The sequence below is a fragment of the Lysobacter sp. HA18 genome, from assembly GCF_054057595.1.
On sequence record NZ_JBSRZL010000001.1, the window covers coordinates 1,137,958 to 1,162,315 of the forward strand.

The following is a 24,358-nucleotide window of genomic DNA, read 5'->3' on the forward strand; positions in this document are numbered from 1 at the left end:
ATTCTACTGAACCGCGTCGCATGTCCTGAGTGCGGTCATCGGCGCGGCAGTTCCAGCGAGACGCGCACCAGCGACGGATCACGGCCGCCGTCGCCCGCCTGGAAGCCCAGCGACTCGGCGAGCCCGAGCACGTCCGGGTCCTGCGGCAGCTCGCCGCGCAGGACGCCGAGGCCGCGGCTGCGCGCCCATTTCGCCACGCGGGTCAGCAGGTAGCGGCGCATGCCCATGCCCGCGACGAAGCGGCTGACGAGGATGGTGAAGTCGCCGACCTGGCCGGCGCTGTCGGTATGGACATAGGCGATCGCGCCGATCAGCGCCTCGCCGGGGGAGTCGAGGTCGGTGGCGACCAGCGTGAACTCGGTGCGCGGGTTCGGGCGCGCGAGGCGATCGGCGTCGGAGGTCGACAGCTCGGTGCCCCGCACCAATGTCGACCGCACCACCTCGGGCTCCAGCAGCGCGAAGCCTGCGCGCAGCGGTTCGGCGTCCTCCGGTCGGATGGGACGGATCAGCACCTCACGGCCGTTCGGAAGACGATGGCGTTCGTGCCAGGGCGGGAGACGGTCGCGCGCTGCCATGGCGGGATCGTTCCAGAGTCGACGTGAGCCTTTCGTTGTCCGGCGCGTTGTATTTGCGTTGTGCGCGGCCGCCTCGTCATGCGCCGTTCGGTTCGCCCGCAGCTACGGTCGCTTGGATGGGACGAATCGCGCACTGCGAGCAGCTGCACGGCCGATTGGTAGACTCGCCGGCCTATTCGAAACAGGACGATCCATGGCTGGCGGCGATTCCACTCGCGCGATCTTCTTCGCGCTCGGCGCGAACCTCGCGATCGCGATCGCGAAGGGCGTGGCGGCGTTCTTTACGGGCTCGAGCGCGATGCTCGCCGAAACCGTGCATTCGTTCGCCGACTGCGGCAACCAGGTGCTGCTGCTGGTCGGCGTGCGCCAGTCGCAGAAGCCGCCGTCACCGAACTATCCGCTGGGCTACGGCAAGGCGATCTACTTCTGGTCGTTCCTGGTCGCGGTGATGCTGTTCACCATCGGCGGCATGTTTTCGCTGTACGAGGGCATCCACAAGCTGTCGAGCCCCGAGCCGCTGAAACAGTGGTGGTGGGCGGCGGGCGTGCTGACCTTCGGCGTGATCGCCGAAGGCATTTCGATGCGCGCCTGCATGCAGGAAGTGAACAAGGCCCGTGGCGGCCGTTCGCTGTTCCAGTGGTTCCGCGAAACGCGCCAAGGCGAGCTGCTGGTGATCTTCGGCGAGGATCTCGCGGCGCTCGCCGGCCTCGTGCTCGCACTGGTCGCGGTGATGCTGTCGGTCGTCACCGGCAATCCGATCTGGGATGCGGTGGGTACCATCGCGATCGGCGTGCTGCTGATCGTGGTCGCGATCATGGTCGGCATCGGCATCAAGGCCATGCTGATCGGTCAGAGCATGGATCCGCTGCGCGAAACCCAGCTGTGCGAGTTCCTGAAGGCGCGGCCCGAGATCGATCGCGTGCTCAACCTCATCACCGTGCAGCTCGGCAATCACGCGGTGGTGTCGGTGCAGGCGCAGATGCACGAGGCAGGCAGCGCGACGGCGATGGTGCACGCGATCAACACCGTCGAGCGCGAGATGAAGGTGGCATTCCCCGAGGTGCGCTGGAGCTTCTTCGAGCCGGACCTCGTCGACAAGAACGGCGTCGCGACGAACGACTGATCAGGCCGGCGCTTTCAGCCATTCGACGCGCCACGCCGAACCGGCCGGCTCGCCGAGCACATCGGCGAGCACAGGCAACAGCTCGCGCATGCGCTGGTCGAAGCGGTAGGGCGCATTGAGCAGCAACAGGCCGCTACCGTTCATGCGCAGCGGCGAGTCGTCGGGTCGCACGAGCAACTCGGCGAGCATCACCGACTTCGCCGGGATCGTCGCCATCGAGCGATAGGCGCGCTGCAACGCGCGTCGCTGCTTGATCGGGTACCAGAACGCGTAGGTGCCCTGCGGCCAGCGCTCGATCGCATCGCGCAGCGCGCGCAGCGCCGTCTCGAATTCCTGCAGCTGCGCTTCGAACGGCGGGTCGATCAGCACCAAGCCGCGAGCGAAGCGCTCGTTGCCGATGCGCGGCGGAAGCAGGGCGTGCATCGCGCCGTAGCCGTCACGTGCATGCACGGCGACGCGTGCGTCCGGCGCCATCGCGGTTTTCAGTGCTTCGGCTTCTTCAGGCAGCAGCTCGCAGCAGGTGATGCGGTCTTGCTCACGCAGCGCATGCGCCAGCAGCCACGGTGAGCCGGGGTAGGCGTTCGGGCCGTGCGCATTGCGGCAGGCCGTGATCGCGTCGACGTAGGCCCGCAGCGGCGCAGGCGCGGTGCCCGGCTGCAGGCGATCGACGCCGCCAACACCGCCCGACGCCTCACCCGTGCGCTTGGCCTGCGCCGCGTCGAGGTAATACATGCCGCGGCCGGCGTGCGTGTCCATCGCGAAAAGCGGCGCCGGCTTGGCGGTGAGCGCGTCGCAGAGCGCGAGCAGCGCGGTGTGCTTGAGGACGTCGGCATGGTTGCCGGCATGGAAGGCGTGGCGATAGTTCATGCCGGATAGGGTACGCGGGTACGCGGTGGCACACTGATGGCGGCATCGGAGGGGCACATGGGGCGGATCCTGCTGGTCGAGGACGAGAGCGCGATCGCGCGGACCATTGAGTTCGCGCTGCGCGAGGACGGTTTCGAGGTCGAGCACGCGCTGACCGGTGGCGACGCGCTGCGTCTCGCGGCCGCGGGCACGCACGATCTCGCCATCCTCGACGTCGGCCTGCCCGACATCGGCGGCTTCGCGCTCTGTCGCGAACTGCGCCGCGGCCGCGACCTGCCGGTGATCTTCCTCACCGCACGCGACGCCGAAGCCGATCGCGTGCTGGGCTTCGAGATCGGTGCCGACGACTACGTCGCCAAACCCTTTTCGCCGCGCGAACTCGTCGCCCGCGTTCGCGCGGTGCTGCGACGCAGCCGCGGCGCGGCGCCGGTGGGCCGATTCGTGCACGACGCCGAAGGCCATCGCATCGCCTGGCGCGGGCGCGCGCTGGACCTGACGCGTTACGAATACGGCCTGCTCGCGGCACTGCTGCAGCGGCCCGGCGCGATCCTGACCCGCGCGCAGCTGATGGACCGTGTCTGGGGCACGGACAGCGACAGCACCGACCGCACCGTCGACACGCACATCAAGACGCTGCGCGCGAAGCTGCGCGACGTCGACCCGGACGCCGACCCGATCCGCACGCAACGCGGGCTCGGCTACTCGCTGCACGTCGACTGACATGCGCATCGGCCTTCGCATCTTCCTCGGGTACTTCGCGATCGTCGCGCTGGCCGGCCTGCTGCTGACGAAGGTGTTCGTCGCACAGGTGAAGCCCGGCGTGCGGCAGGCGATGGAAGACACGCTGGTCGACACCGCGAACGTGCTGGCCGAACTCGCAGCCGACGATCTCGCATCCGGCCATATCGCCGATGGCCGCTTCGCGCAGCACGTGCGCGCATTGCACGGCCGCGACCCCGGCGCTGCGATCTGGGGTTTTCCCAAGCGCGTCACGACGTATCGCGTGTACGTGACCGACGCCCGCGGCATCGTCGTGTTCGACAGCACGGGGCGTGATATCGGGCGCGACTACTCGAAGTGGAACGACGTCTATCGCACGCTGCACGGCCAGTACGGCGCGCGATCGACGGCGGAGAATCCGAAGGATCCATATTCGACGGTGATGCACGTCGCGGCGCCGGTGCGCGACGCGAACGGTCAGCTGATCGGCGTGCTCACCGTCGCCAAACCCAATCGCGCGCTGCAGCCGTTCATCGATCGCAGCCAGAACATCATCACGCGCTGGGGTGCCGTGTTGCTCGGCGTCGCGTTGCTGACGGGGCTCGCCGCCGCGTGGTGGCTGTCGCGACAGCTCGGGCTGCTGCGCCGCTACGCGCAGTCCGTCACCGAAGGCGAGCGCGCGACGCTGCCGTCGACCGCCGGCGAATTCGCGGAGCTCGGCCACGCGCTGGAAACCATGCGCACGAAGCTCGAGGGCAAGCAATACGTCGAGCAGTACGTGCACTCGCTGACGCACGAGATGAAGAGCCCGCTGGCCGCCATTCGCGCGAGTGCCGAGCTGCTCGAGCAACCGCTGGCCGACGCCGACCGCGCGCAGTTCGCCGCCGGCATCCGCGCGCAGAGCGATCGCATGGCGCAGATGATCGACAAGCTGCTCGCGCTCGCGGCGGTCGAACATCGCCAGCGCATCGAATCGCCACAACGGGTCGATATCAACGCGTTGGTCGACGGCGCGCTGTCGGATTGCCGCGAACGGCTCCGTGCGCGTGGGCAGACGGCCGAAGCGGCGATCGCGACCGGTCTTCCGCAAACTGCAGGCGACGCGTTCCTGCTGCGCCAGGCGCTCGCCAACCTCATCGAGAACGCATCGGACTTCGCGCCGGACGACAGCACGATCGAGTTGCGGGCCGAACACGATGACGGCGGCGTCGTACTTCGAGTCCTCGATCGTGGCGCCGGCGTTCCGGACTACGCGACCAGCCGCGTCTTCGAGCGCTTCTACTCGTTGCCGCGCCCGGGCGGGGCCAGCCGCAGCAGCGGCCTCGGACTTTGTTTCGTTGCCGAGGTTGCCGCCCTGCACGGCGGCACTGCCACGCTCCGCAATCGCGATAATGGCGGCGCCGAAGCGCGCATCGACCTTCCCGCCTGACTTCATATTCGCTTCACCGTCCGGCCATCGCCGGCGCACGCTCATGCGCGAGGCTCGTCGCACCTTCATATGGATGGGCGACATGCGCATCGGGTTCAAGCTGGTGTTGGTAGCGGTGATGACGTTGCTGATCCTCATACCGCTCGCGATGGTCAACGGGCTGATCGGCGAACGGCAGCGTTATCGCGAACAGGCGGTCATGGATATCGGCCGCATGTACGCGGGGCCGCAGACGGTGATCGGGCCCGTATTGACGGTGCCGTATTCGGAGACCGTGGACGTCCAGGAGACTGGAGCTGACGGCGTCGTTCGCAGCGTGCGCAAGCGACAGGCGTCGGAGTGGACGTTCTTCCCGACGCGGCTCGACGCGGCCGGCGCACTCGCGACCACGACGCGCCGTCGCGGGCTGTATCGCGTGCCGGTGTACGAGTGGAATGGCGCGATTACCGGCGATTTCGACGTGCAGATTCCGGCCGAATCGCCGGGCGCCGACCGCGTCATCGGCGTGCCGGTGCTCGGTTACGCGCTTTCCGACGTTCGCGGCTTGCATGGCACGCCCCGCCTACGCATCGACGGCCGGGACGCCGCGCTGCAGGAGGGCGCGGGTGCACGCGACGACGCGGGCATGCACGCCTCGCTCGCGGTGCCCGCATCGGGTGCACATTTCTCGCTCACGTCGCGGCTGGACGTGCAGCTCGCGGGCACGCAGTCGATCGCGTTCGTGCCGGTCGGCAAGCGCAACAACATCGACATCCATTCGACGTGGCGGCATCCGAGCTTCCAGGGGCTCTCGCCTTGGCGTAGTGATATTTCCGACGCGGGCTTCAAGGCGCAGTGGCAGGTCGCGTCCATCGCGACGGATGCGCAGCGCCAGTACCTCACGGGACGCGCTGCATCACTACGAGGCGCATCGGGCACGGTGCTTGACGCCACCGCGCCAGCAACCGTCGGCGTCGTGCTCGATGACCCCGTCGATGCCTACACCATGGCCGACCGCGCGACGAAGTACGGCGTGCTGTTCATCGCGATCACCTTCGTCGCCTTCTTCATGTTCGAAGTGATCCGCCAGTTGCCGATCCACCCGATCCAATACGGATTGGTCGGCCTCGCACTGGTGATCTTCTTCCTGCTGCTGGTCAGCCTCAGTGAGCACATCGCGTTCCCCGCGGCATATGCGGTTGCCAGCGTCGCGTGTATCGGACTGATCGGCTTCTATCTCAGCGCAGCATTGCGTAGCGCACTACGCGGCACCGCGTTCGCCGCGATGCTGGGCCTGCTGTACGCGGCACTGTACGGGCTGCTGATTTCAGAAGACAACGCGCTGGTGATGGGCTCGGTACTGCTGTTCGCGATCCTCGCCGCCGTCATGATCGCGACGCGTCGACTGGACTGGTATCGCGTCGGTACACCGGCTGCGCGGACTGCATGATGCGAAACGGGCGCGACGATGTGAGTCGTCGCGCCCTATTCGTCAGAGCGTATCGATCACCAGCTCAATACCGAGGCCGCCGAAGTAATCCTGTTCCGTGCGGACGTCGGCTTTCAGCAGCGGCCGACTGTCGAACCACGGCCGCGACAGGGCCAGCGTCAGCAGATCGCCTTCGGCACGCGCGCCGAGCTGCGGAATCGGCTCGGGGTCGTGACCGCGATGCAGCACAACCGCGACACGCAGCAGCGCAGCGAGTCGGCGCGCGGAGGCGAGCAGTCGGTCGGGCAGGGCATCGAAATCGCTCTTGTGCAGGCGACGGCGATGCGTCCGCACCAGCGCGGCGAGGAACTGCTGCTGCTGTTGCGAGAAGCCCGAGATGTCGGAGTTCTCGATCACGTACGCGCCGTGCAGGTGGTACTTGCTGTGCGCAATGGTGAGGCCGAGTTCGTGCAGGCGCGAGGCGCGCGCCAGCATCAGACGGTCGTCGTCGTCCAGCGACCAGTCACGTGCGACCTGGTCGAACAAGCGAAGTGCCGTGTCCTCGACGCGCTGCGCCTGCGCACGGTCGATGCCGTAGCGCTCCATCAGCGCCACCACGGACGCTTCGCGCGGATCGTCCAGCCCGCCGCGGCCGATCATGTCGTACAGGATGCCTTCGCGCATCGCTGCCTTGCTGACGGCCACACGCGTGAGTGCCAGCGCGTCGAACGTCGCTTCCATCACCAGCAGGCCGCCCGCGATGATCGATTGCCGATCGGGCGACAGACCGGGCAACTGGATGTCCTCGATGCGTTCGGCCTGCAGCAGGCGGTCGCGGACCAGAGGCAGAGCTTCCGCGGTGATTGCACCCTTGGTGAGCTTCATCGCAGCGCAGATCTCGCCGATCGCTCGCGCCGTGCCCGATGAGCCCAGTGCTTCGTCCCAGCCCAGCGAGCGGTACGTGCCGGCGAATTGCTGCAGCTCCGCGCTGACTGCGGCGACGCCCGCACGCCAAGCCTTGCGCGAGAGCTTGCCGTCGCTGAAGAACCGCCGCGTGGTGGCGATCGCGCCGACCTGCACGCTCTCGCGCTCGATCGCCTCGAACCCGCTGCCGATGATGAATTCGGTCGAGCCGCCGCCGATGTCGATGACCAGGCGCAGATGACCGGACTTCGGCGGCTGCTCGTGCGCGACGCCCAGATAGATCAGTCGCGCCTCTTCGCGGCCGGCGACCACTTCGATCGGATGGCCCAGTGCGCTTTCCGCGGGCGCAAGGAACGCTTGCGGCATCGCGAGGCGTCGCACGGTATTCGTCGCGATCGCACGCACATGCTGCGGCGGAATATCGCGCAGGCGCTGACCGAAACGCGCGAGGCATTCGAGCGCGCGTTCGCGCACCGGCGCCGACAGCCCGCCCGCGGAATCCAGGCCTTCGGCTAGCCGTACGGTTTCCTTGATGCGATCGACGATGCGCAGCTGACCGAGTACGTAGCTCGCCACCACCATGTGGAAGCTGTTGGAGCCGAGGTCGACGGCCGCGAGCAGGTCGCCATCCTGCAGCGGAAGTCGCGCGGTATGAAGCAGTCCGTTCATCACCGCATCAGCCGCAGAACTTCGTCAGCAATTTGGCCTGCGCGGAATACGGTGCTTCGCCTTCGGCCGGCACCACGCGTTCGTAGCGGCCATCGGCCTGCAGTTCCCAGGCGTTGCAGTTGTCGGCGAGGTAGTTCTCGAGCGCTTCGGCGTACACGCGACGCGCGACGCGTGGATCGACGATCACGAACCCTGTTTCGACGCGACGCAGCAGGTTGCGTTCCAGCCAGTCCGCGCTGCCGCAGAGAAGCTCGGGCTCGCCGCCGTTCTCGAACCAGTAGACGCGCGAATGTTCGAGGAAGCGCCCGACGATCGAACGCACATGGATGTTGTCCGACACGCCGGGCACGCCCGGGCGCAGCGAACACGCGCCGCGCACGATCAGGTCGATGCGTACACCGGCTTGCGAGGCCTTGTACAGCTCGCGGATCACCTGCGGCTCGTTGAGCGCATTCATCTTGGCGATGATCCGCGCCGGCTTGCCCGCACGTGCGTTGCGCGCCTCGCGTTCGATGCGCATCAGCATTCCGCTGTGCAGCGTAAACGGCGCCTGCAGCATGCGGCGCAGTTCCAGCGACGGCGCGAGGCCTGAGATCTGCTGGAACATCAGGTGCACGTCGTGGCCGATGTCGGCGTCCGCCGTCAGCAGGCCGATGTCGGTGTAGGCACGCGCGGTGCCGGGGTGGTAGTTGCCCGTGCCGAGATGCACATAGCGCATCAGCGTCCGGCCTTCGCGCCGCACGATCAGCATCATCTTCGCGTGCGTCTTGTAACCGACGACGCCGTACACCACCTGCACGCCGGCAGCCTGCAGTCGGTCGGCGAGACCAAGGTTGGCTTCCTCGTCGAACCGCGCACGCAGCTCGACGACGACGGTGACGTCCTTGCCGGCGCGCGCCGCCTGGATCAGGTGCTCGACGATCTGCGAATCCTTGCCGGCGCGATACAGCGTCTGCTTGATCGCGAGCACGTTCGGGTCTTCCGCCGCCTGCCGCAGCAGTTCGAGCACGGGCGTGAATGCATCGAACGGGTGGTGCAGCACCACGTCGTGCGCGGCGATGGTCTCGAACATCGATTCGACGCCGGGCAACATGCGCGGCGTGAATGGCGGAAACTTGAGGTCTGGGCGACGCACCAGGTCGTAGACCTGGATCGCGCGGTTGAGGTTCACCGGCCCGTTGATGCGATACACGGCGGACGCGTCGAGCTCGAAGTTCTGCAGCAGCAGGCCGACGATGTCGTCCGGGCACTGTTCGGCGATCTCCAGCCGCACGGCGCGCATGTAGCCGCGACCGAGCAGTTCATCGCGCAACGCCAACGCAAGGTTCTCGACTTCTTCCTCGTCGACCAGCAGTTCCGAATTGCGCGTCACGCGGAACTGGTACGCGCCCTTCACCGTCATGCCGGGGAAGAGTTCGTCGACGAACGCGGACAGCATCGCCGAGAGGAAAACGAAGTCGGTCGGCCCGCCTGAAACGCCTTCAGGCAACTGGATGATGCGCGGCAGCGAACGGGGCGCACGCACGATGGCGAGGTGACCGGCGCGACCGAACGCATCGCGGCCGTCGAGCACGACGACGATGTTCAGCGACTTGTTGAGGATCTTCGGGAACGGATGCGCGGGGTCGAGGCCGAGCGGCGACAGCACCGGCAGGATCTCGTCGCGGAAATGCGCGCGCAGCCATGCGGTCTGCTCGTCGGTCCATGCATCGCGATGCAGCACGCGCACGCCGGCATTGGCGAGTTGGGGGCGCAGCACGTCGTTCCAGCATTCGTACTGGGATTTGACGAGGTCTGCGGCGCGCTCGTGGATGCGCGCGAGCGTCGCGGACGGCACCAAACCATCGGGGCCGGCGGCGAGACCGAGTTCCTGCGCATGCTGCAAAGTGCCGGCGCGGATCTCGAAGAATTCGTCGAGGTTGGTGCAGCTGATGCACAGGTAGCGCAGCCGCTCGAGCAGCGGCACGGAATCATCCTGCGCCTGCGCGAGCACGCGGAAGTTGAAGTCGAGCTGCGACAGCTCGCGGTTGAAGTACAGCGACGGGTCGCGGAGGAGTTCCTCGGAGACGTCGGTTTCCGCGTTCATGCAATCTGCTCCAGCGGCTGGCGATCGCGCACGCGCGCCGCGCCGAAATGACAGGAAAACGTGCTGCCCACGCCGACTTCGCTGCGGATGTCGAGCCGCGCCTGGTGCAGGTGGAGCACGTGTTTGACGATGGACAGGCCGAGCCCGGTTCCGCCGCTCTCGCGTGAGCGGCTGGTCGAAACCCGGTAGAAGCGTTCGGTGATGCGCGGCAGGTGCGCGGCCGGGATACCGTAGCCGCTGTCGGTGACCGAGAGCATCACGCCGGTCGCGCCGTCGGCATCGCGTTCGAGTTCCCAGCCGATACGGATGCGACCGCCAGCCGGCGTGTAGCGCACCGCGTTCGCGACCAGGTTGGAAAACGCGCTGTGCAGTTCCTTCGGCGAACCAAAGAGGTCGACGTCCGCGCGGTCGTCCACTTCGATCTCGTGCCGCGACAGCCCGATCGCCAGCGCTTCACGCCGCAACGCAGCGAGCATGCCCGCCATCGGCACCACTTCTTCCGACGGCAGCTCGTCGCGCGATTCCAGCCGCGACAACGTGAGCAGGTCCTCGACCAGCTGCGTCATGCGCGACGACTGGCGCTGCATCTCCGCGACCATCGGCGCCCATTCCGGCTGGTCGGCCGGGTCGAGCATGTCGAGATAACCGTGCAGCACCGTCAGCGGCGTGCGCAGCTCGTGCGAGACATTTGCGACGAAGTCGCGTCGAACCTGTTCGAGCTGAAGCAGGCGGCTGACGTCGCGCGCGACCAGCAGCCACAGCTCGTCGGAGTAGGGCAGCAGGCGCAGGCTCAGCGTCACGTTGGCGTTGAGTGGGGACGCGATCTCGAGCGGCTCCGCATGCCGGCCGCGCGCCAGCCACGATGCCAGCGGCAACGCGGGCAGGCTTTCGACGATGGATCGATCGACGTCGGACGGGTAGCGCAGACCGAGCAGCGTCGTGCCGGCCTCGTTGAACCACACGACGCGCTGGGTGTCGCGCTCGACCACGATCACCGCATCCGGCAGCACCGTCGCCGCAGCGCGGTAGGCGCGCAGCATGCCGACCAGACGACGCTTGCGAACGCGCGCGCTCGCCTGTCGACCGTGCAGCAGGCGCTCGATCTCGCCGTAAATGTCGGACGAAGCATCGGGGCGCGCATGGCGACCGTTCGTGAGCCGCGCGACGAGTCCAGCGATGCGCCACATCTGCCAGGCGATCGCCACCATCGCGCCGATCGAGAGCCCCGCCGCGGGGTGATGCGCGATCGCGCCGCACAGCAGGCCCGCGCCGGTCGGGATCGCGACCAGTCCGAGCGTGCGCAACCAGGCGGATCGGGCGCTGGACGTCATGCCGAGCAGTCTAAACGGCAGCGGCCGCCGCCCGGCCGCGGAATACGTCGCCACGACCGCGGTACTCAGATTTCGGGCGAGGCGGAGAACCGGTAGCCCGCGCCGCGCACCGTCTGCACCATGCCGTCGAGCAGGTAGGGCTCGAGCGTCTTGCGCAGGCGGCGGATGTGCACGTCGATCGTGCGTTCCTCGACGTAGACCGAACCGCCCCAGACGTGGTCCAGCAGTTGGGACCGCGAATACACGCGATCCGGGTGCGTCATGAAGAAGTGCAGCAGGCGGTATTCGGTCGGGCCGATCTGTACCGGCTGGTCGCCTGCGTCGGAACGCGCGATTACGCGATGCGCCGCGCCGTCGATGCGAAGCGAGCCGACCGCGATCGAGCCGTCCTCGTCGTCCTCGCGCGTGCGGCGAAGCACGGCGCGGATGCGTGCGAGCAGTTCGCGTGCCGAGAATGGTTTCACGACGTAGTCGTCGACGCCCGCTTCGAGCCCGCCCACGCGATCGTTCTCCTCACCGCGCGCGGTCAGCATGATGATCGGCACTTCGCGGGTCAGCGTTTCGCGGCGCCAGCGACGGGCGAGGTCGAGCCCGCTGGTGCCCGGAAGCATCCAGTCGAGCAGGATCAGGTCGGGCACGCGATCGGCGATGGCCTCCTGCGCCTGGCGCGCGTCACCGGCATGCACGGGGTCGAATTCCCCCTTGCGCAGGGCGAACGCGACCATGTCCCGGATCGCGGGTTCGTCTTCGACGATCAGGATGCGCTTGTGCATTCGGCCACCGGGTCCCTCGGATGACCGCACTACACTACCGTTTGGTTACACGTCCATGACAGTGCGGAACGTTAGCGCCTGAGGTCCTCGTCGCGGATGCCCTGCCGCTTGAGCTCGAGCACGGTCGGCGTGATCTCGGCGATGCGCGCATCGATGCGCGAACGCGCGTAGTAGTCGAGGTCGCCGCGCTTCTTCAGGTTGTTCAGCTGTGCGAGCGCGAGTTCGGGACGACCGCTTAGGTATGCCGCTTCTGCATGCGCTTCGCCCGCGCGGACGGGATCGCCGGCGAGTTCGCTGGCGCGCGCGAAGGTGCGCTGGAACAGCGGGTCATCCGACAGCGTCGGCATCAGCGGTCGAAGGATGGCCTGCGCGCGCTTGCCGGCGGTCGCGCTGCCGCGTTCGGCCAGCACCTTGGCGTAGGTCAATACGATCGCGCGGCTGGTTGGCGCTTTTTTCACCAGTGCTTCGAAGCGAGCGTCGGCAGACGTCGAATTGCCCGTCGCGGCTTCCGCCTCGCCGAGCGCGAGTTGCGGCCAGATGTCCGCCGGGCGCTGGTCAGCGACGCTGGTCAGCAGCGGCAACGCGGCCTTCGCCTGGCCCGCCTGCAGGTGCGCGACGGCAAGGCCGTACTGCTCGGGTGCCGTCAGCGCGCGCGCATGACGCACGCCCTCGTATTCGCGCATCGCCTGTGCCGGCGTGTCCGCGCTCATGACGCGCAGGCGCTCGCGTGCGTAGTCGAAGAGGCCGGTCGGGCCGGTGCCGGTGCTGGCGTCGACATGCAGGCCGCCGGGAAGAAGCGGGTTGTCGGTGGTGAACGTGCCGCCGTAGTTCGGCTGCGTGCGCAGTCGCTCGGCGCGGTCCTTCGCTTCGGTAATGCGCGACAGCGTGACCGGGTGGCTGCGCAGGTAGTCGGGCGATTCGTCGCCGTAAGCGCTGGCTTCGTTGGTGCGTGAACGGGTCTGCAGTTTCTCGAAGAAGTCCGCCATACCGCGCGGATCGAAATGGCTGCGCGCGAGCACCTGCATGCCGACGCGATCGGCCTCGGCTTCGCTGGCGCGGGTGAAGTTGATCGCGCGCTGTTGGGCCAGGCCCATCGCAGCGACGACAGCGGCCTGGCTCGCATCGCCCGACGAATTGCCGTGTGCCTGCTGCGCGACGACGATCGCGCCGAGCATCGCCAGCAGCGTCGGCAGCTGGTCCTGCTTCTGCTTCTCGACCGCGCGCAGCACGTGTTGCTGCGTGATGTGCGAGATCTCGTGCGCGAGTACGCCGGCGACTTCGTCCTCGCGATCCGCGGCAAGTACGAGGCCCGAGTTCACCGCGACATAGCCGCCCAATGTCGCGAACGCATTGATCTGCCGCTCGCGCAGCATGAAGAAGGTGTAGTGGCGCTTGGTGTCGTCGCTAGCACCGGCAAGTCGATGCCCGAGCGTGTCGAGCCAGCTGTCGATCAGCGGGTCTTCGAGCACGTAATCCATGTGGCGCAGCTGCGCCAGCGTCATCGCGCCGTAGTACTCCTCCTGCGCCGGCGTGATGAGCTCGCCCGCCGACGAGCCGATGTCGGGCAGGCGTGTCTCCTGTGCATGCACGGGAGCGAGGCCGAGGACGGCGACCAGGGCGGCAGACAGGAGCGAGATGCGACGCAAGCGGAATTCCCCATGGGCGCGCGACGGTGCCGCCGCGCATCGCGAGGATGCCGCGACGGCGGCCGTCAGGCGTGAATCGTCTGTTAAGCGGGATGTTGGACCCCGCCGCCGCTGGATCGTTCCATCGCTGTGTTCCACCGCAAGGGGTGGAAATGGCCCGTCGCGGCGTCCATAGTCCTCCGCGATTCCTGCAGGAGAGCCGTTTTGAGCAGCGCCAACATTGTCATTTACACCACCGCCGTCTGCCCCTACTGCGTGGCCGCCAAGAACTTCCTGCAGAGCAAGGGCCAGACATGGACGGAAGTGCGCGTGGACACCGACCCGGCCGAGCGCCAGAAGATGATGTCGACCACCGGGCGCACCAGCGTGCCGCAGATCTTCATCAACGACACCCACGTCGGCGGCTACGACGACATGATCGCGCTGCATCGCAAGGGTGGGCTCGAGCCGCTGCTGGAAGGCCGCGCATGAGCGCGCCGACCGAGAAGGACCGCGTCGCCGAGTTCACCGCGTTCCGCAAGCGCATGAACGAACGCATCCTCGCCGAGCCCAACCAGGTCGTGCGCCGATTCTTCGCCCTCGACACGCAGACCTACCAGGCCGGCGCGCTGGACGTGAAGACAAAGGAGCTGCTCGGCCTGGTCGCATCGATGGTGCTGCGCTGCGACGACTGCATCAGCTACCACGTCGCGCAATGCAAGGAAGCCGGCGTCACCCGCGAAGAGATGTTCGAGACGTTCTCGGTCGGCCTGGTGGTCGGTGGATCGATCGTCATTCCGCACCTGCGTCGCGCGGTCGATTTCCTCGATCGGCTGGAGCAGGGCGAGGCTGCGCCGGCCGCGCACGACCACGGCTGAGCGGCGCCCAGCGGCCGTATGCGACGAGGGCCCGGGCTTTGAGCCGGGCCTTCGGCATAATGGGCGGCTCAATTCGGCGCCGTACAGCCACGTTCGGCCGCCATTTCCCGGAAATCAGAAATGACGCAAACGATCACGGTCATCCGCGGCGACGGCATCGGCCCGGAAATCATGGATGCCACGCTCAAGGTTCTCGATTCGATGAACCTCGGCCTGACGTACGAATTCGCCGACGCCGGCCTCGTCGCCTACGAGAAGACCGGCGAGCTGCTGCCGGCCGCGACGATGGAATCGATCCATCGCAACCGCATTGCGCTCAAGAGCCCGCTGACCACGCCGGTCGGCGAAGGCTTCAGCTCGATCAACGTCGAGCTGCGCAAGCGCTTCGACCTGTACGCGAACGTGCGCCCGGCGATCTCGTTCCCGAACACCAAGTCGCGCTTCGGCAGCGGCGTCAACCTGATCACCGTCCGCGAGAACACCGAGGGCGCATACATCGGTGAAGGCCAGTCGGTGTCGGAGGACGGCGAAACGGCGCTACTCACGCAAAAGGTCACGCGCCGCGGTTCCGAGCGCATCGTGCGTTACGCGTTCGAACTCGCGCGCCGCACCGGCCGCAAGAAGGTCACGGTGGTGCACAAGGCGAACATCCTGAAGTCGACGTCGGGCCTGTTCCTCAAGACCGCCCGCATCGTCGCGCAGGAATACACCGACATCGAATGCAACGAGATGATCGTGGACAACTGCTGCATGCAGCTGGTCATGAAGCCGGAACAGTTCGATGTGATCGTCACCACGAACCTCTTCGGCGACATCATTTCGGATCTATGCGCCGGCCTCGTTGGCGGCCTTGGCCTGGCGCCGGGCGCGAACATCGGCACCGACGCGGCGATCTTCGAAGCCGTACACGGCACCGCGCCCGACATCGCAGGGCAGGGCAAGGCGAACCCCTGCGCGCTGCTGTTGGGTGCTGCGCAAATGCTCGATCATCTCGGCAAGGTCGATGACGCCGAGCGCCTGCGCAAGGCGATCGTCGCAACGCTGGAAGCCAAGGATTCGCTGACGCCGGATCTCGGCGGCACCGGCACGACGACCACGTTCGCCGAGGCGATCACGCGTCGCCTGTGATTCGGTATCGCGCATGAAAAAGGCCGTCTTCGGGCGGCCTTTTTTTGTTTCGTCGTCGCTATGTCAGCGGCGCGACAGCTTCGACAGCAGTCGGAGCATCTCGAGGTACAGCCACACCAGCGTGACCAGCAGGCCGAACGCGCCGTACCACTCCATGTACTTCGGTGCGCCCTGCTCGACGCCCTGTTCGATGAAGTCGAAGTCCATCACCAGATTGAGCGCGGCGACCACGACGACGAACAGCGAAAAGATGATTCCGACCGTGCCGCTGTCGTGGATGAACCCCATGCCCGAGAAACCGAACAGGCGCATGCCCATGTTGATGAGGTAGAGCAGGGCGATACCGCCAGTCGCTGCGACGACGCCGAGTTTGAAGTTCTCGGTCGCGCGGATCAGTCCGCTTCGGTACGCCACGAGCAACGCCGCGAGCGTCGCGAACGTCAGCCCGACCGCCTGGATCACAATGCCCGGGTAGCGCTGCTCGAACACGGCGGAGATCGCACCGATGAACAGGCCTTCTAGCAGCGCGTACATCGGCGCCGTCACTGGCGACCACTGCTTGCGGAAGATCGTCACCATCGCGACGACGAATCCACCCAGCGAGCCGCCGAGCAGGAACGGCATCGGGTTGAACGTCTTCGGTGATGCGAAGAACTGCGTCCACGGATACAGCGCGGCACCGAGCGTGAGCACGAGCAGCAGTGCCGTGCGGTTGACCGTTCCGTTCAGGGTCATGCGCTCGGCGGGCGAGCTGACGACGCCGCCGGATGCGATGTCGAGGAATGCCGACGACTGCAGTGCGGGATTGCCGCTTCGCATGGTGGAGCCCTGTGATGGAAAGCACGAGGATAGCTCGCGTCGCGACGGCTTCCGCGCATTGACAGCGGCGGGGTGCCCGTCGAGAATGCTCAGCCTTTCGCGGCGCTGGCGCGCGACGGAAGGTCCGGCCGGGGCATAGCGCAGTCTGGTAGCGCATCTGGTTTGGGACCAGAGGGTCGGGGGTTCGAATCCCTCTGCCCCGACCATCCGGCCTCCGGGCCTGCAGACGGTACCGCTCGGGATACGCGCCCGTAGCTCAACCGGATAGAGCACCGGCCTTCTAAGCCGGTGGTTGCAGGTTCGATTCCTGCCGGGCGCGCCACGCAGTAATGAAATTCAGAGCGTCGGCGGGAAAGAACACGCTGCGCGATGCGATACTGATTTGCCGGTGTGCCGTTGCATTTCGACGGCTCACCACACGTTCTACGGTGGCTGTAGCTCAGCTGGTTAGAGTACTGGATTGTGATTCCAGATGTCGGGGGTTCGAGTCCCCTCAGCCACCCCATTTCGCTCTCGCGGTTGTGTCTTTTTCGCGATAGCTGTTAAAATTGCAGTGCGGGCCGTTAGCTCAGTTGGTAGAGCAGTTGACTCTTAATCAATAGGTCCAAGGTTCGAATCCTTGACGGCCCACCATCTTGAAAGCACCCGGTTCGCCGGGTGCTTTTTTCTTTTGCGGCGAGCCTTGCCGCATGCGCGAAAGTGGCGGAATTGGTAGACGCACTGGATTTAGGTTCCAGCGCCGCAAGGCGTGCGGGTTCGAGTCCCGCCTTTCGCACCAGCCCGCGAGGAGTTTCAGGTCGCGGCTCAACCCAACGCGCGCTGGCGCGGGACGGCACTCGCTTCCCAGATTGCCGAGTGCGTCTTTGCCGGAGACATCGGCGCATGGCGTCCGTCCCGCGATGCGCGGCCGCACGGTCTGGTCTGCCGCGCCCGTCGTAAAACACGCCAGCTGGCGCGCCCCCGCCCGATCCGCCAAACTATCCCGTTCTTACCTTGACGGCCGGCGATCCCGCCTGTCGTCCCGAATCGTCAGTCAGATACGTGCCGTGGCGGAGCCGCGGTCGCAGGAGTGGATATGCAAGTTTCGGTCGAATCCGTCGGCAACCTCGAGCGCCGCATGACCCTCAGCCTCCCGGCCGACCAGCTCGACTCGGCGGTCGAGACGCAGCTGCGGGAGATCGCGCGCACCGCCAAGCTCAAGGGCTTCCGCCCGGGCAAGGTGCCGGCGAAGGTGATCGAGCAGCGCTACGGCGCGCAGGTCCGCTCCGAAATCCTCGACCGCATGCTCGGCGACAGCTTCCGCAACGCCGTGCGCGACAACGCGCTGCAGATCGCCGGCCAGCCGCGTATCGAGCCGTCGACCGATGACGACGGCAAGATCGCGTTCGTCGCCAACTTCGAAGTCGTGCCGGACTTCGGCGACATCGACGTCGCCAAGCTCAACGTGTTGCGCCACACCGCGGAAGTCAGCGACGCCGACATCGACACGATGATCGAGAACCTGCGCCTGCAGCGCCGCACTTGGCAGAACGTCGAGCGCGGCGCGCTCACCGGCGACCTCGTCGAGTTCCAGACCTGGTCGCAGGCCGGTGACCAGCGCGTTCCGGCGGAAGGCGTCGAGCACGGCGCCGACGTGATCGGCTCGGGCATGATGTTCGAGACGATCGAGCAGCAGCTCACGGGTATGCGCACGGGCGAGAGCAAGGCGTTCGACGTCGACTTCCCGGCCGACTGGCGCGTCGCCGAGTTCGCGGGCCGCACCGTAAAGGTCAACGTTTCGGTCGACCGCGTCGCGGAAGCCGTGATGCCGGAGATCGATGCCGACTTCATCAGGAGCTTCGGCGTGAAAAGTGGCGACCCGGAGCACTTCCGCACCGAGATCCGCAGCAACCTCGAGCGCGAGCTCAAGGGTGCGCTGATGAACCGCCTGCGTCGCGAAGTCGGCGACCAGCTGATCGCCGCGTACGAGCACGTCGAGCTTCCGCCGCGGCTGGTCGAGAACGAAGCCCGCGCCATCGCCGCGCAGGCCGTCGACAACGCGCGTCGCCAAGGGCAGCCGGCCGAGCTCAATGACGAACTGATCGCCGAAGTGCAGGACCCGGCGCGCAAGCGCGTGCTGGTCGGCCTGCTCGTGGGCGAGATCGCGCGTCGCAACGAACTGCGCCTCGACCCGCGTCGCGTCAACGAGACGATGCGGCTGATCGCGTCGACCTATGAAGAGCCGCAGCAGGTCATCGAGCTCTACCGCAACGACCAGAACCTGATGCAGAGCCTGCAGAACCGCGTGATGGAAGAGCAGGTGATCGACTGGATCGCCGAACGCGCCCAGCACACGGAACAGTCGCTGAGTTTTGCGGACGCGATCCGCCAGTAAGGCCTTGTGTCGCGGTCCGGCCGGCCCCACCCTTGGCCGGACCGAACACATAGTTGAGAGATCGACGCACCCATGGACAATCGCCCCCACGCCCTGAATCTCGTGCCGATGGTGGTCGAACAGACCAGTCGCGGCGAGCGCGCGTACGACATCTATTCGCGCCTGCTGAAGGAGCGCGTGATCTTCCTCGTCGGCCCGATCGACGACCACATGGCGAACGTGATCGTGGCGCAGATGCTCTTCCTCGAGGCCGAAAACCCCGAGAAGGACATCAACCTCTACATCAACTCGCCGGGTGGCGTGGTCACCGCCGGCATGGCGATCTACGACACCATGCAGTACATCAAGCCGGACGTGAGCACGATCTGCGTCGGCCAGGCGGCGTCGATGGGCGCGCTGCTGCTGGCCTCGGGCGCCGCGGGCAAGCGCTTTGCGCTGCCGAACTCGCGCGTGATGATCCACCAGCCGCTGGGCGGCTTCCAGGGCCAGGCGTCGGACATCGACATCCATGCTCGCGAGATCCTGACCCTGCGCCAGCGCCTCAACGAGATCCTGGCCAAGCACACCGGCCAGCCGATCGAGACGATCGCCCGCGACACCGAGCGTGACAACTTCAAGAGCGCCCAGGCGTCGAAGGAATATGGCTTGGTCGACCAGGTGCTCGAGCGTCGTCCGGACGAGTCGATCCAAGCAAGCTGAGGACTCGTCCGCAACGCATGCGGACCGCCTTCACATCCCCCGGAAATGCCGGTGTCCCGGGCCCCCAAGGGCCTCGGGACGCTGTGCTATCCTCGGGCCGCCATTCAGCGGTGTGGCTCCACACTGCTTTTCCGAGTAAGCCAGGCAGAACATGAGCGACGACCGACAGGGCCGCACGGGCGAAAGCAGCAAGATCCTCTACTGCTCGTTCTGCGGAAAGAGCCAGCACGAGGTGCGCAAGCTCATCGCCGGCCCGAGCGTGTTCATCTGCGATGAATGCGTCGAACTGTGCAACGACATCATCCGCGAGGAGCTCCAGGAGAAGGCGCAGTCCACGCGCAGCCATCTCCCGAAGCCCAAGGAGATCCTCGACGTCCTCGACCAGTACGTGATCGGGCAGTCGCGCGCCAAGCGCACGCTCGCCGTCGCGGTCTACAACCACTACAAGCGCATCGAGAGCCGTCAGCGCAACGACGACGTCGAGCTTGCGAAGTCGAACATCCTGCTGGTCGGCCCGACGGGCTCCGGCAAGACGCTGCTCGCCGAGACGCTCGCGCGCCTGCTCAACGTGCCGTTCACCATGGCCGATGCGACGACGCTGACCGAAGCCGGCTACGTCGGCGAGGACGTCGAGAACATCATCCAGAAGCTGCTGCAGAAGTGCGACTACGACGTCGAGAAGGCGCAGCAGGGCATCGTCTACATCGACGAGATCGACAAGATCTCGCGCAAGTCGGACAACCCGTCGATCACGCGCGACGTGTCGGGCGAGGGCGTGCAGCAGGCGCTGCTGAAGCTCATCGAAGGCACCGTCGCCAGCGTGCCGCCGCAAGGCGGCCGCAAGCACCCGCAGCAGGAGTTCCTGCAGGTCGACACGCGCAACATCCTCTTCATCGTGGGTGGTGCATTCGCGGGCCTCGACAAGATCATCCAGCAGCGCAGCACCGATTCCAGCGGTATCGGTTTCGGCGCGAAGGTGAAGAGCTCCGAGCGCAAGGCCGAGATCGGCAAGGTGCTGGCGGAAGTCGAGCCGGAAGACCTGATCAAGTTCGGCCTGATCCCCGAGTTCGTCGGTCGCCTGCCGGTGATCGCCACGCTCGAGGAGCTCGACGAGCCGGCGCTGGTGAAGATCCTCACCGAGCCGAAGAACGCCATCACCAAGCAGTTCAAGAAGCTGTTCGAGATGGAAGGCGTCGAGCTCGAGTTCCGTGCGGACGCGCTGTCGGCGATCGCGAAGAAGGCCCTCAAGCGCAAGACTGGCGCGCGCGGCCTGCGCACGATCGTCGAACAGGTGCTGCTGGACACGATGTACGACCTGCCGTCGCAGGAAAACGTCAGCAAGGTCGTCGTCGACGAGACGGTCATCGAGCACAAGGCCGAGCCGTACCTGATCTACCAGACGCCGCCCGCGCCGCAGGCGAAGGCGGCGTCCGGCGAGTGACCGGACCGGCAGCAGAAGTAAACGGACGGGCGGCCCAGCGGGTCGCCCGTTCGCGTTCTGGCGGCCGCATCCGCGCAGATCGCGCGGTCGTAACCTCAGAGACGCATGCGCGTGAAGATGGTTCGGCCGAATCGCGTCGCGCAAGCGCGTTGTCGGAAAGCCGCGGCCGCTGGGCGATCGCCCTCACGAATCAGCGACTTGCGGCGCGTCGCAGCGTGGTATGACGCTTGCAACACCCCTGTCGAGCCCCATTAAGGGCGTAAGCGTGATCCTCCTCCACGCACCTTTTTCGGCGCCGGTCTCATGCTGGCCAGCGCCATGACCCCGGGAGCACTTTCAATGACCGAATCCACCGCCCGCGAGAACCTGGACCTGGCGGTCCTGCCGCTCCGCGACGTCGTGGTCTTTCCGCACATGGTCATCCCGCTGTTCGTCGGGCGCGAGAAGTCGATCCGCGCGCTGGACTACGCGATGGAGTCCGACAAGCGGATCCTGCTGGTCGCGCAGAAGTCCGCGGATGTCGATGACCCGTCGGGAAGCGACCTGTATTCGGTCGGCACGCTCGCGCATGTGCTGCAGTTGCTGAAGCTTCCGGACGGCACGATCAAGGTGCTGGTCGAAGGCGTGTCGCGTGCGCGCGTCGATAAGGTGAGCGAGCGTAATGGCGCGCTGCTTGGTCGCGCCCGCGTGATCGAACCCGATCAGGACCGCGACGAGCGCGAAGTCGAGGCGGTGACGCGTACGTTGCTCGGCCTGTTCGAGCAGTACGTCAAGTCGAACCGCAAGCTGCCGCCGGAACTGATGCAGACGCTATCGGGCATCGATGAGCCGGGCCGCTTGGCCGACACCATTGCCGCGCATCTGTCCGTGCGTATTTCCGAAAAGCAGCGACTGCTCGAGGCCAACGGCATCGGCGCGCGCCTGGAGATGCTGGTCGGTTTCGTCGACGGCGAAATCGACGTGCAGCAACTGGAAAAGCGCATCCGCGGCCGCGTGAAGTCGCAGATGGAGCGCAGCCAGCGCGAGTACTACCTCAACGAGCAGATGAAGGCGATCCAGAAGGAACTGGGTGAGCTGGACGATGCGCCGAACGATATCGATGAGCTGACGCGCAAGATCGCGGAAGCGGGCATGCCGAAGGATGTCGAGGCGAAGGCGAAGGCCGAGCTCAACAAGCTGAAGCAGATGTCGCCGATGTCGGCGGAATCCGCCGTCGTGCGCAACTATCTCGACTGGCTGCTCGGCGTGCCGTGGAAGAAGCGCACGAAGGTTCGCAAGGAACTGAAGGCCGCGCAGGAAGTGCTCGACGCCGATCACTTCGGCCTCGAGAAGGTCAAGGAACGCATCCTCGAATACCTCGCGGTGCAGACACGCGTGCAGAAGATGCGCGGCCCGATTCTCTGCCTCGTCGGTCCGCCCGGCGTGGGCAAGACGTCGCTCGGCCAATCGATCGCGAAGGCGACGAACCGCAAGTTCGTACGCATGTCGCTCGGCGGCGTGCGCGACGAAGCCGAGATCCGCGGTCATCGCCGTACGTACGTCGGTTCGATGCCGGGTCGCATCGTGCAGAACCTCAACAAGGTCGGCAGCAAGAATCCTCTATTTGTGCTCGACGAAATCGACAAGATGGCCATGGACTTCCGTGGCGATCCGTCGGCCGCGTTGCTTGAGGTGCTCGATCCCGAGCAGAACAGCGCGTTCAACGATCACTACCTCGAAGTCGATCTCGACCTGTCGGAAGTGATGTTCGTTGCGACGTCGAACTCGCTGAACATCCCGGGCCCGTTGCTCGATCGCATGGAAGTCATCCGCATTCCAGGTTACACGGAAGAGGAGAAGCTCAACATCGCCGAGCGTTACCTGCTGCCTAAGCAGATCAAGGCGAATGGCCTGCGCGACGACGAGATCAAGGTCACCGAGGACGCGCTGCGCGACACCGTGCGCTACTACACGCGCGAATCCGGCGTGCGAAACCTCGAGCGACAGATCGCGAAGATGTGCCGCAAGGTCGTCAAGGAAGTCGCGCTCGCGGGCGCGAAGGTCCGCAAGGGCCCGATGCTGATCAACACCAAGAACCTCGAGAAGTATCTCGGCGTGCAGCAGTTCGACTTCGGTCGTGCCGAAGAGCAGAGCGAAGTCGGCCTGGTGACGGGTCTTGCGTGGACGCAGGTCGGTGGCGATCTGATGCAGATCGAAGCCGCACTCGCGCCGGGCAAGGGCGCGATGCTGCTCACCGGTCAGCTCGGCGACGTGATGAAGGAATCGGCGTCGGCAGCGTTGTCGGTGGTGCGTGGTCGTGCGGAACGCCTCGGCATCGACATCGACTTCCTGACCAAGCACGACCTGCACGTCCACGTGCCGGAAGGTGCGGTGCCGAAGGACGGTCCGTCGGCGGGTATCGCGATGGTCACCGCGCTGGTGTCGCTGCTCACGCGCAATCCGATCAAGGCGGATGTCGCGATGACGGGCGAGATCACGCTGCGCGGTCGCGTGCTGCCGATCGGTGGACTTCGCGAGAAGCTGCTCGCCGCGCTGCGCGGTGGCATCAAGACGGTGATCATTCCCGACGAGAACAAGAAGGATCTCGTCGACATGCCGAAGTCGGTCACCAAGGGCCTGCGCATCGTGCCGGTGAAGTGGATCGAGGAAGTGCTCGACGTCGCGCTGGAGCACCCGGTAACGCCCGCCGCGGCACCCACGCCGACACCGGAAGAAATGCCGGTGCTCGAGCCGCCCGTCGCGTCGACGCCCGTGGAAATAACGCACTGAGACATACGTAACGGACATGCGCACATAGCCGGAAAGCCGCGTCGTTATTGGCTTTCCGGCTTGCGCCTGTCGCGAGCGCGCTGGTATAACGAGCGCCGTCCGCGTCATGGCCCGGTGAAGGGCATCGCGGCAAGGTCGAACAGGGGACTCTGCCGGTCAGGGGTTTGTCCGGTTCTCAGTACATCTGCGGCTTCGCGCCGCCCACGGAGTAGAAGAATGAACAAAGCCGATTTTGTTGCGGCCGTCGCTGACGCCGCCGAACTGTCGCGCACGGAAGCTGCGAATGCCGTCGATGCGATGGTCAGCGTCATCACCAAGACCCTCAAGAAGGGCGACACCGTGACCCTCGTTGGCTTCGGCACGTTCGAAGTACGCGCGCGTGCTGCGCGTCAGGGTCGCAACCCGAAGACGGGTGAGACGATCAAGATCGACGCTTCGAAGAATCCCGCGTTCAAGGCTGGCAAGGCCCTTAAGGACGCTGTAAACTAAACAGCTCGCCCGCCAGCGCCGGTTGTGGCTGGTAAGACCGGGTGCTTAGCTCAGTGGTAGAGCGTCTCCTTTACACGGAGAGGGTCGGGGGTTCGAAACCCTCAGCACCCACCACACAGCGGCCCGGCAGGCGAAAAGTTTTGAACGCGGAGCGGTAGTTCAGTCGGTTAGAATGCTGGCCTGTCACGCCGGAGGTCGCGGGTTCGAGTCCCGTCCGCTCCGCCATGTTTT

General features: G+C 66.2%; 20 protein-coding genes and 7 tRNA genes. 19 read left to right on the forward strand and 8 right to left on the reverse strand.

Going from position 1 to position 24,358, the window contains the following annotated elements; genetic code table 11:
* Positions 1–35 precede the first annotated feature (35 nt).
* Entirely contained in the window at positions 36–575 is a 540-nt protein-coding gene (locus ACVWWW_RS05750; RefSeq protein ID WP_027082572.1) for a hypothetical protein, read from the reverse strand.
* A 193-nt stretch (positions 576–768) separates the two neighbouring features.
* Between ACVWWW_RS05750 and ACVWWW_RS05755 the strand changes: the two genes are divergently transcribed.
* Positions 769–1,698 carry a cation diffusion facilitator family transporter gene (locus ACVWWW_RS05755; RefSeq protein ID WP_027082573.1) on the forward strand — a complete coding sequence of 310 codons (930 nt, stop codon included), beginning with the start codon at positions 769–771 and terminating at the stop codon, positions 1,696–1,698.
* Here ACVWWW_RS05755 and ACVWWW_RS05760 read toward each other — a convergent pair whose 3' ends face one another.
* Complete coding sequence (locus tag ACVWWW_RS05760; protein ID WP_027082574.1) at positions 1,699–2,565, reverse strand: 23S rRNA (adenine(2030)-N(6))-methyltransferase RlmJ; 867 nt, start codon at positions 2,563–2,565, stop codon at positions 1,699–1,701.
* Between the two features lie 33 nt (positions 2,566–2,598).
* Between ACVWWW_RS05760 and creB the strand changes: the two genes are divergently transcribed.
* From creB to creD, 3 genes are all read left to right on the forward strand, one after another.
* Positions 2,599–3,285, forward strand: coding sequence for a two-component system response regulator CreB (gene creB / locus ACVWWW_RS05765; protein ID WP_456998741.1), 687 nt, complete (start codon positions 2,599–2,601; stop codon positions 3,283–3,285).
* A gap of 1 nt (position 3,286) precedes the next feature.
* A complete protein-coding gene (gene creC, locus ACVWWW_RS05770; protein WP_027082576.1) occupies positions 3,287–4,714 on the forward strand; it encodes a two-component system sensor histidine kinase CreC in 1,428 nt (475 codons plus the stop codon).
* An 82-nt stretch (positions 4,715–4,796) separates the two neighbouring features.
* Positions 4,797–6,143 carry a cell envelope integrity protein CreD gene (gene creD / locus ACVWWW_RS05775; protein ID WP_196804342.1) on the forward strand — a complete coding sequence of 449 codons (1,347 nt, stop codon included), beginning with the start codon at positions 4,797–4,799 and terminating at the stop codon, positions 6,141–6,143.
* Positions 6,144–6,185: 42 nt separating this feature from the next.
* Here the strand turns inward: creD and ppx are convergent, their stop codons facing one another.
* The 5 genes from ppx to ACVWWW_RS05800 form a co-directional block, all read right to left on the reverse strand.
* Positions 6,186–7,715 carry an exopolyphosphatase gene (gene ppx, locus ACVWWW_RS05780; protein ID WP_036141799.1) on the reverse strand — a complete coding sequence of 510 codons (1,530 nt, stop codon included), beginning with the start codon at positions 7,713–7,715 and terminating at the stop codon, positions 6,186–6,188.
* A 7-nt stretch (positions 7,716–7,722) separates the two neighbouring features.
* Positions 7,723–9,801 (reverse strand): polyphosphate kinase 1, encoded by a 2,079-nt coding sequence (gene ppk1 / locus ACVWWW_RS05785; protein ID WP_027082579.1) that lies wholly within the window; start codon positions 9,799–9,801, stop codon positions 7,723–7,725.
* Positions 9,798–11,132 carry a phosphate regulon sensor histidine kinase PhoR gene (gene phoR, locus ACVWWW_RS05790; protein WP_027082580.1) on the reverse strand — a complete coding sequence of 445 codons (1,335 nt, stop codon included), beginning with the start codon at positions 11,130–11,132 and terminating at the stop codon, positions 9,798–9,800. Before phoR ends, ppk1 begins: the two co-directional genes overlap by 4 nt.
* A gap of 65 nt (positions 11,133–11,197) precedes the next feature.
* On the reverse strand, positions 11,198–11,905 hold the full coding sequence (gene phoB / locus ACVWWW_RS05795; RefSeq protein ID WP_027082581.1) for a phosphate regulon transcriptional regulator PhoB: 708 nt from the start codon (positions 11,903–11,905) through the stop codon (positions 11,198–11,200).
* A gap of 71 nt (positions 11,906–11,976) precedes the next feature.
* Positions 11,977–13,551, reverse strand: a complete 1,575-nt coding sequence (locus tag ACVWWW_RS05800) for a M48 family metalloprotease (RefSeq protein ID WP_027082582.1) — start codon at positions 13,549–13,551, stop codon at positions 11,977–11,979.
* Between the two features lie 204 nt (positions 13,552–13,755).
* Between ACVWWW_RS05800 and grxC the strand changes: the two genes are divergently transcribed.
* The 3 genes from grxC (at position 13,756) to ACVWWW_RS05815 (ending at position 15,536) form a co-directional block, all read left to right on the forward strand.
* A complete protein-coding gene (gene grxC / locus ACVWWW_RS05805) occupies positions 13,756–14,022 on the forward strand; it encodes a glutaredoxin 3 (RefSeq protein ID WP_027082583.1) in 267 nt (88 codons plus the stop codon).
* Positions 14,019–14,408 (forward strand): carboxymuconolactone decarboxylase family protein, encoded by a 390-nt coding sequence (locus ACVWWW_RS05810; RefSeq protein WP_027082584.1) that lies wholly within the window; start codon positions 14,019–14,021, stop codon positions 14,406–14,408. Before grxC ends, ACVWWW_RS05810 begins: the two co-directional genes overlap by 4 nt.
* Before the next feature lie 120 nt (positions 14,409–14,528).
* Positions 14,529–15,536, forward strand: coding sequence for an isocitrate dehydrogenase (locus ACVWWW_RS05815; protein WP_027082585.1), 1,008 nt, complete (start codon positions 14,529–14,531; stop codon positions 15,534–15,536).
* Positions 15,537–15,599: 63 nt separating this feature from the next.
* On the opposite strand, the gene ACVWWW_RS05820 is transcribed toward ACVWWW_RS05815, so the two are convergent.
* Positions 15,600–16,355 carry a Bax inhibitor-1/YccA family protein gene (locus tag ACVWWW_RS05820; RefSeq protein ID WP_027082586.1) on the reverse strand — a complete coding sequence of 252 codons (756 nt, stop codon included), beginning with the start codon at positions 16,353–16,355 and terminating at the stop codon, positions 15,600–15,602.
* Positions 16,356–16,484: 129 nt separating this feature from the next.
* Between ACVWWW_RS05820 and ACVWWW_RS05825 the strand changes: the two genes are divergently transcribed.
* The 12 genes from ACVWWW_RS05825 to ACVWWW_RS05880 all read left to right on the forward strand — a co-directional run bounded on the left by ACVWWW_RS05825 (position 16,485) and on the right by ACVWWW_RS05880 (position 24,352).
* Positions 16,485–16,561: transfer RNA gene (locus ACVWWW_RS05825), tRNA-Pro, on the forward strand.
* 39 nt (positions 16,562–16,600) lie between these two features.
* Positions 16,601–16,677, forward strand: a tRNA-Arg gene (locus ACVWWW_RS05830).
* Between the two features lie 106 nt (positions 16,678–16,783).
* A tRNA-His gene (locus ACVWWW_RS05835) sits at positions 16,784–16,860 on the forward strand.
* Positions 16,861–16,912: 52 nt separating this feature from the next.
* Positions 16,913–16,988, forward strand: a tRNA-Lys gene (locus tag ACVWWW_RS05840).
* Between the two features lie 60 nt (positions 16,989–17,048).
* Positions 17,049–17,133 (forward strand) — tRNA-Leu (locus ACVWWW_RS05845).
* Between the two features lie 297 nt (positions 17,134–17,430).
* A complete protein-coding gene (tig, locus tag ACVWWW_RS05850; protein WP_027082587.1) occupies positions 17,431–18,729 on the forward strand; it encodes a trigger factor in 1,299 nt (432 codons plus the stop codon).
* Positions 18,730–18,801: 72 nt separating this feature from the next.
* Positions 18,802–19,428 carry an ATP-dependent Clp endopeptidase proteolytic subunit ClpP gene (gene clpP, locus ACVWWW_RS05855; protein ID WP_027082588.1) on the forward strand — a complete coding sequence of 209 codons (627 nt, stop codon included), beginning with the start codon at positions 18,802–18,804 and terminating at the stop codon, positions 19,426–19,428.
* A 151-nt stretch (positions 19,429–19,579) separates the two neighbouring features.
* Positions 19,580–20,869 (forward strand): ATP-dependent Clp protease ATP-binding subunit ClpX, encoded by a 1,290-nt coding sequence (gene clpX, locus ACVWWW_RS05860; RefSeq protein WP_027082589.1) that lies wholly within the window; start codon positions 19,580–19,582, stop codon positions 20,867–20,869.
* Between the two features lie 339 nt (positions 20,870–21,208).
* Positions 21,209–23,638 carry an endopeptidase La gene (lon, locus tag ACVWWW_RS05865; RefSeq protein WP_081672001.1) on the forward strand — a complete coding sequence of 810 codons (2,430 nt, stop codon included), beginning with the start codon at positions 21,209–21,211 and terminating at the stop codon, positions 23,636–23,638.
* 216 nt (positions 23,639–23,854) lie between these two features.
* The gene (locus tag ACVWWW_RS05870) at positions 23,855–24,127 is read left to right on the forward strand and encodes an HU family DNA-binding protein (RefSeq protein ID WP_027082590.1); all 273 of its coding nucleotides are present in this window, start codon (positions 23,855–23,857) and stop codon (positions 24,125–24,127) included.
* A 39-nt stretch (positions 24,128–24,166) separates the two neighbouring features.
* Positions 24,167–24,241: transfer RNA gene (locus ACVWWW_RS05875), tRNA-Val, on the forward strand.
* Between the two features lie 34 nt (positions 24,242–24,275).
* Positions 24,276–24,352: transfer RNA gene (locus ACVWWW_RS05880), tRNA-Asp, on the forward strand.
* The last annotated feature ends 6 nt before the right edge of the window (positions 24,353–24,358 follow it).

Bases quoted from the DNA above. Each gene is read 5' to 3' on its own strand.
- ACVWWW_RS05750 (WP_027082572.1), bottom strand. From the start codon at position 575: ATGGCAGCGCGCGACCGTCTCCCGCCCTGGCACGAACGCCATCGTCTT.
- ACVWWW_RS05755 (WP_027082573.1), top strand. From the start codon at position 769: ATGGCTGGCGGCGATTCCACTCGCGCGATCTTCTTCGCGCTCGGCGCG.
- ACVWWW_RS05760 (WP_027082574.1), bottom strand. From the start codon at position 2,565: ATGAACTATCGCCACGCCTTCCATGCCGGCAACCATGCCGACGTCCTC.
- creC (WP_027082576.1), top strand. From the start codon at position 3,287: ATGCGCATCGGCCTTCGCATCTTCCTCGGGTACTTCGCGATCGTCGCG.
- creD (WP_196804342.1), top strand. From the start codon at position 4,797: ATGCGCATCGGGTTCAAGCTGGTGTTGGTAGCGGTGATGACGTTGCTG.
- ppx (WP_036141799.1), bottom strand. From the start codon at position 7,715: ATGAACGGACTGCTTCATACCGCGCGACTTCCGCTGCAGGATGGCGAC.
- ppk1 (WP_027082579.1), bottom strand. From the start codon at position 9,801: ATGAACGCGGAAACCGACGTCTCCGAGGAACTCCTCCGCGACCCGTCG.
- phoR (WP_027082580.1), bottom strand. From the start codon at position 11,132: ATGACGTCCAGCGCCCGATCCGCCTGGTTGCGCACGCTCGGACTGGTC.
- phoB (WP_027082581.1), bottom strand. From the start codon at position 11,905: ATGCACAAGCGCATCCTGATCGTCGAAGACGAACCCGCGATCCGGGAC.
- ACVWWW_RS05810 (WP_027082584.1), top strand. From the start codon at position 14,019: ATGAGCGCGCCGACCGAGAAGGACCGCGTCGCCGAGTTCACCGCGTTC.
- ACVWWW_RS05815 (WP_027082585.1), top strand. From the start codon at position 14,529: ATGACGCAAACGATCACGGTCATCCGCGGCGACGGCATCGGCCCGGAA.
- ACVWWW_RS05820 (WP_027082586.1), bottom strand. From the start codon at position 16,355: ATGCGAAGCGGCAATCCCGCACTGCAGTCGTCGGCATTCCTCGACATC.
- tig (WP_027082587.1), top strand. From the start codon at position 17,431: ATGCAAGTTTCGGTCGAATCCGTCGGCAACCTCGAGCGCCGCATGACC.
- clpP (WP_027082588.1), top strand. From the start codon at position 18,802: ATGGACAATCGCCCCCACGCCCTGAATCTCGTGCCGATGGTGGTCGAA.
- clpX (WP_027082589.1), top strand. From the start codon at position 19,580: ATGAGCGACGACCGACAGGGCCGCACGGGCGAAAGCAGCAAGATCCTC.
- lon (WP_081672001.1), top strand. From the start codon at position 21,209: ATGACCGAATCCACCGCCCGCGAGAACCTGGACCTGGCGGTCCTGCCG.
- ACVWWW_RS05870 (WP_027082590.1), top strand. From the start codon at position 23,855: ATGAACAAAGCCGATTTTGTTGCGGCCGTCGCTGACGCCGCCGAACTG.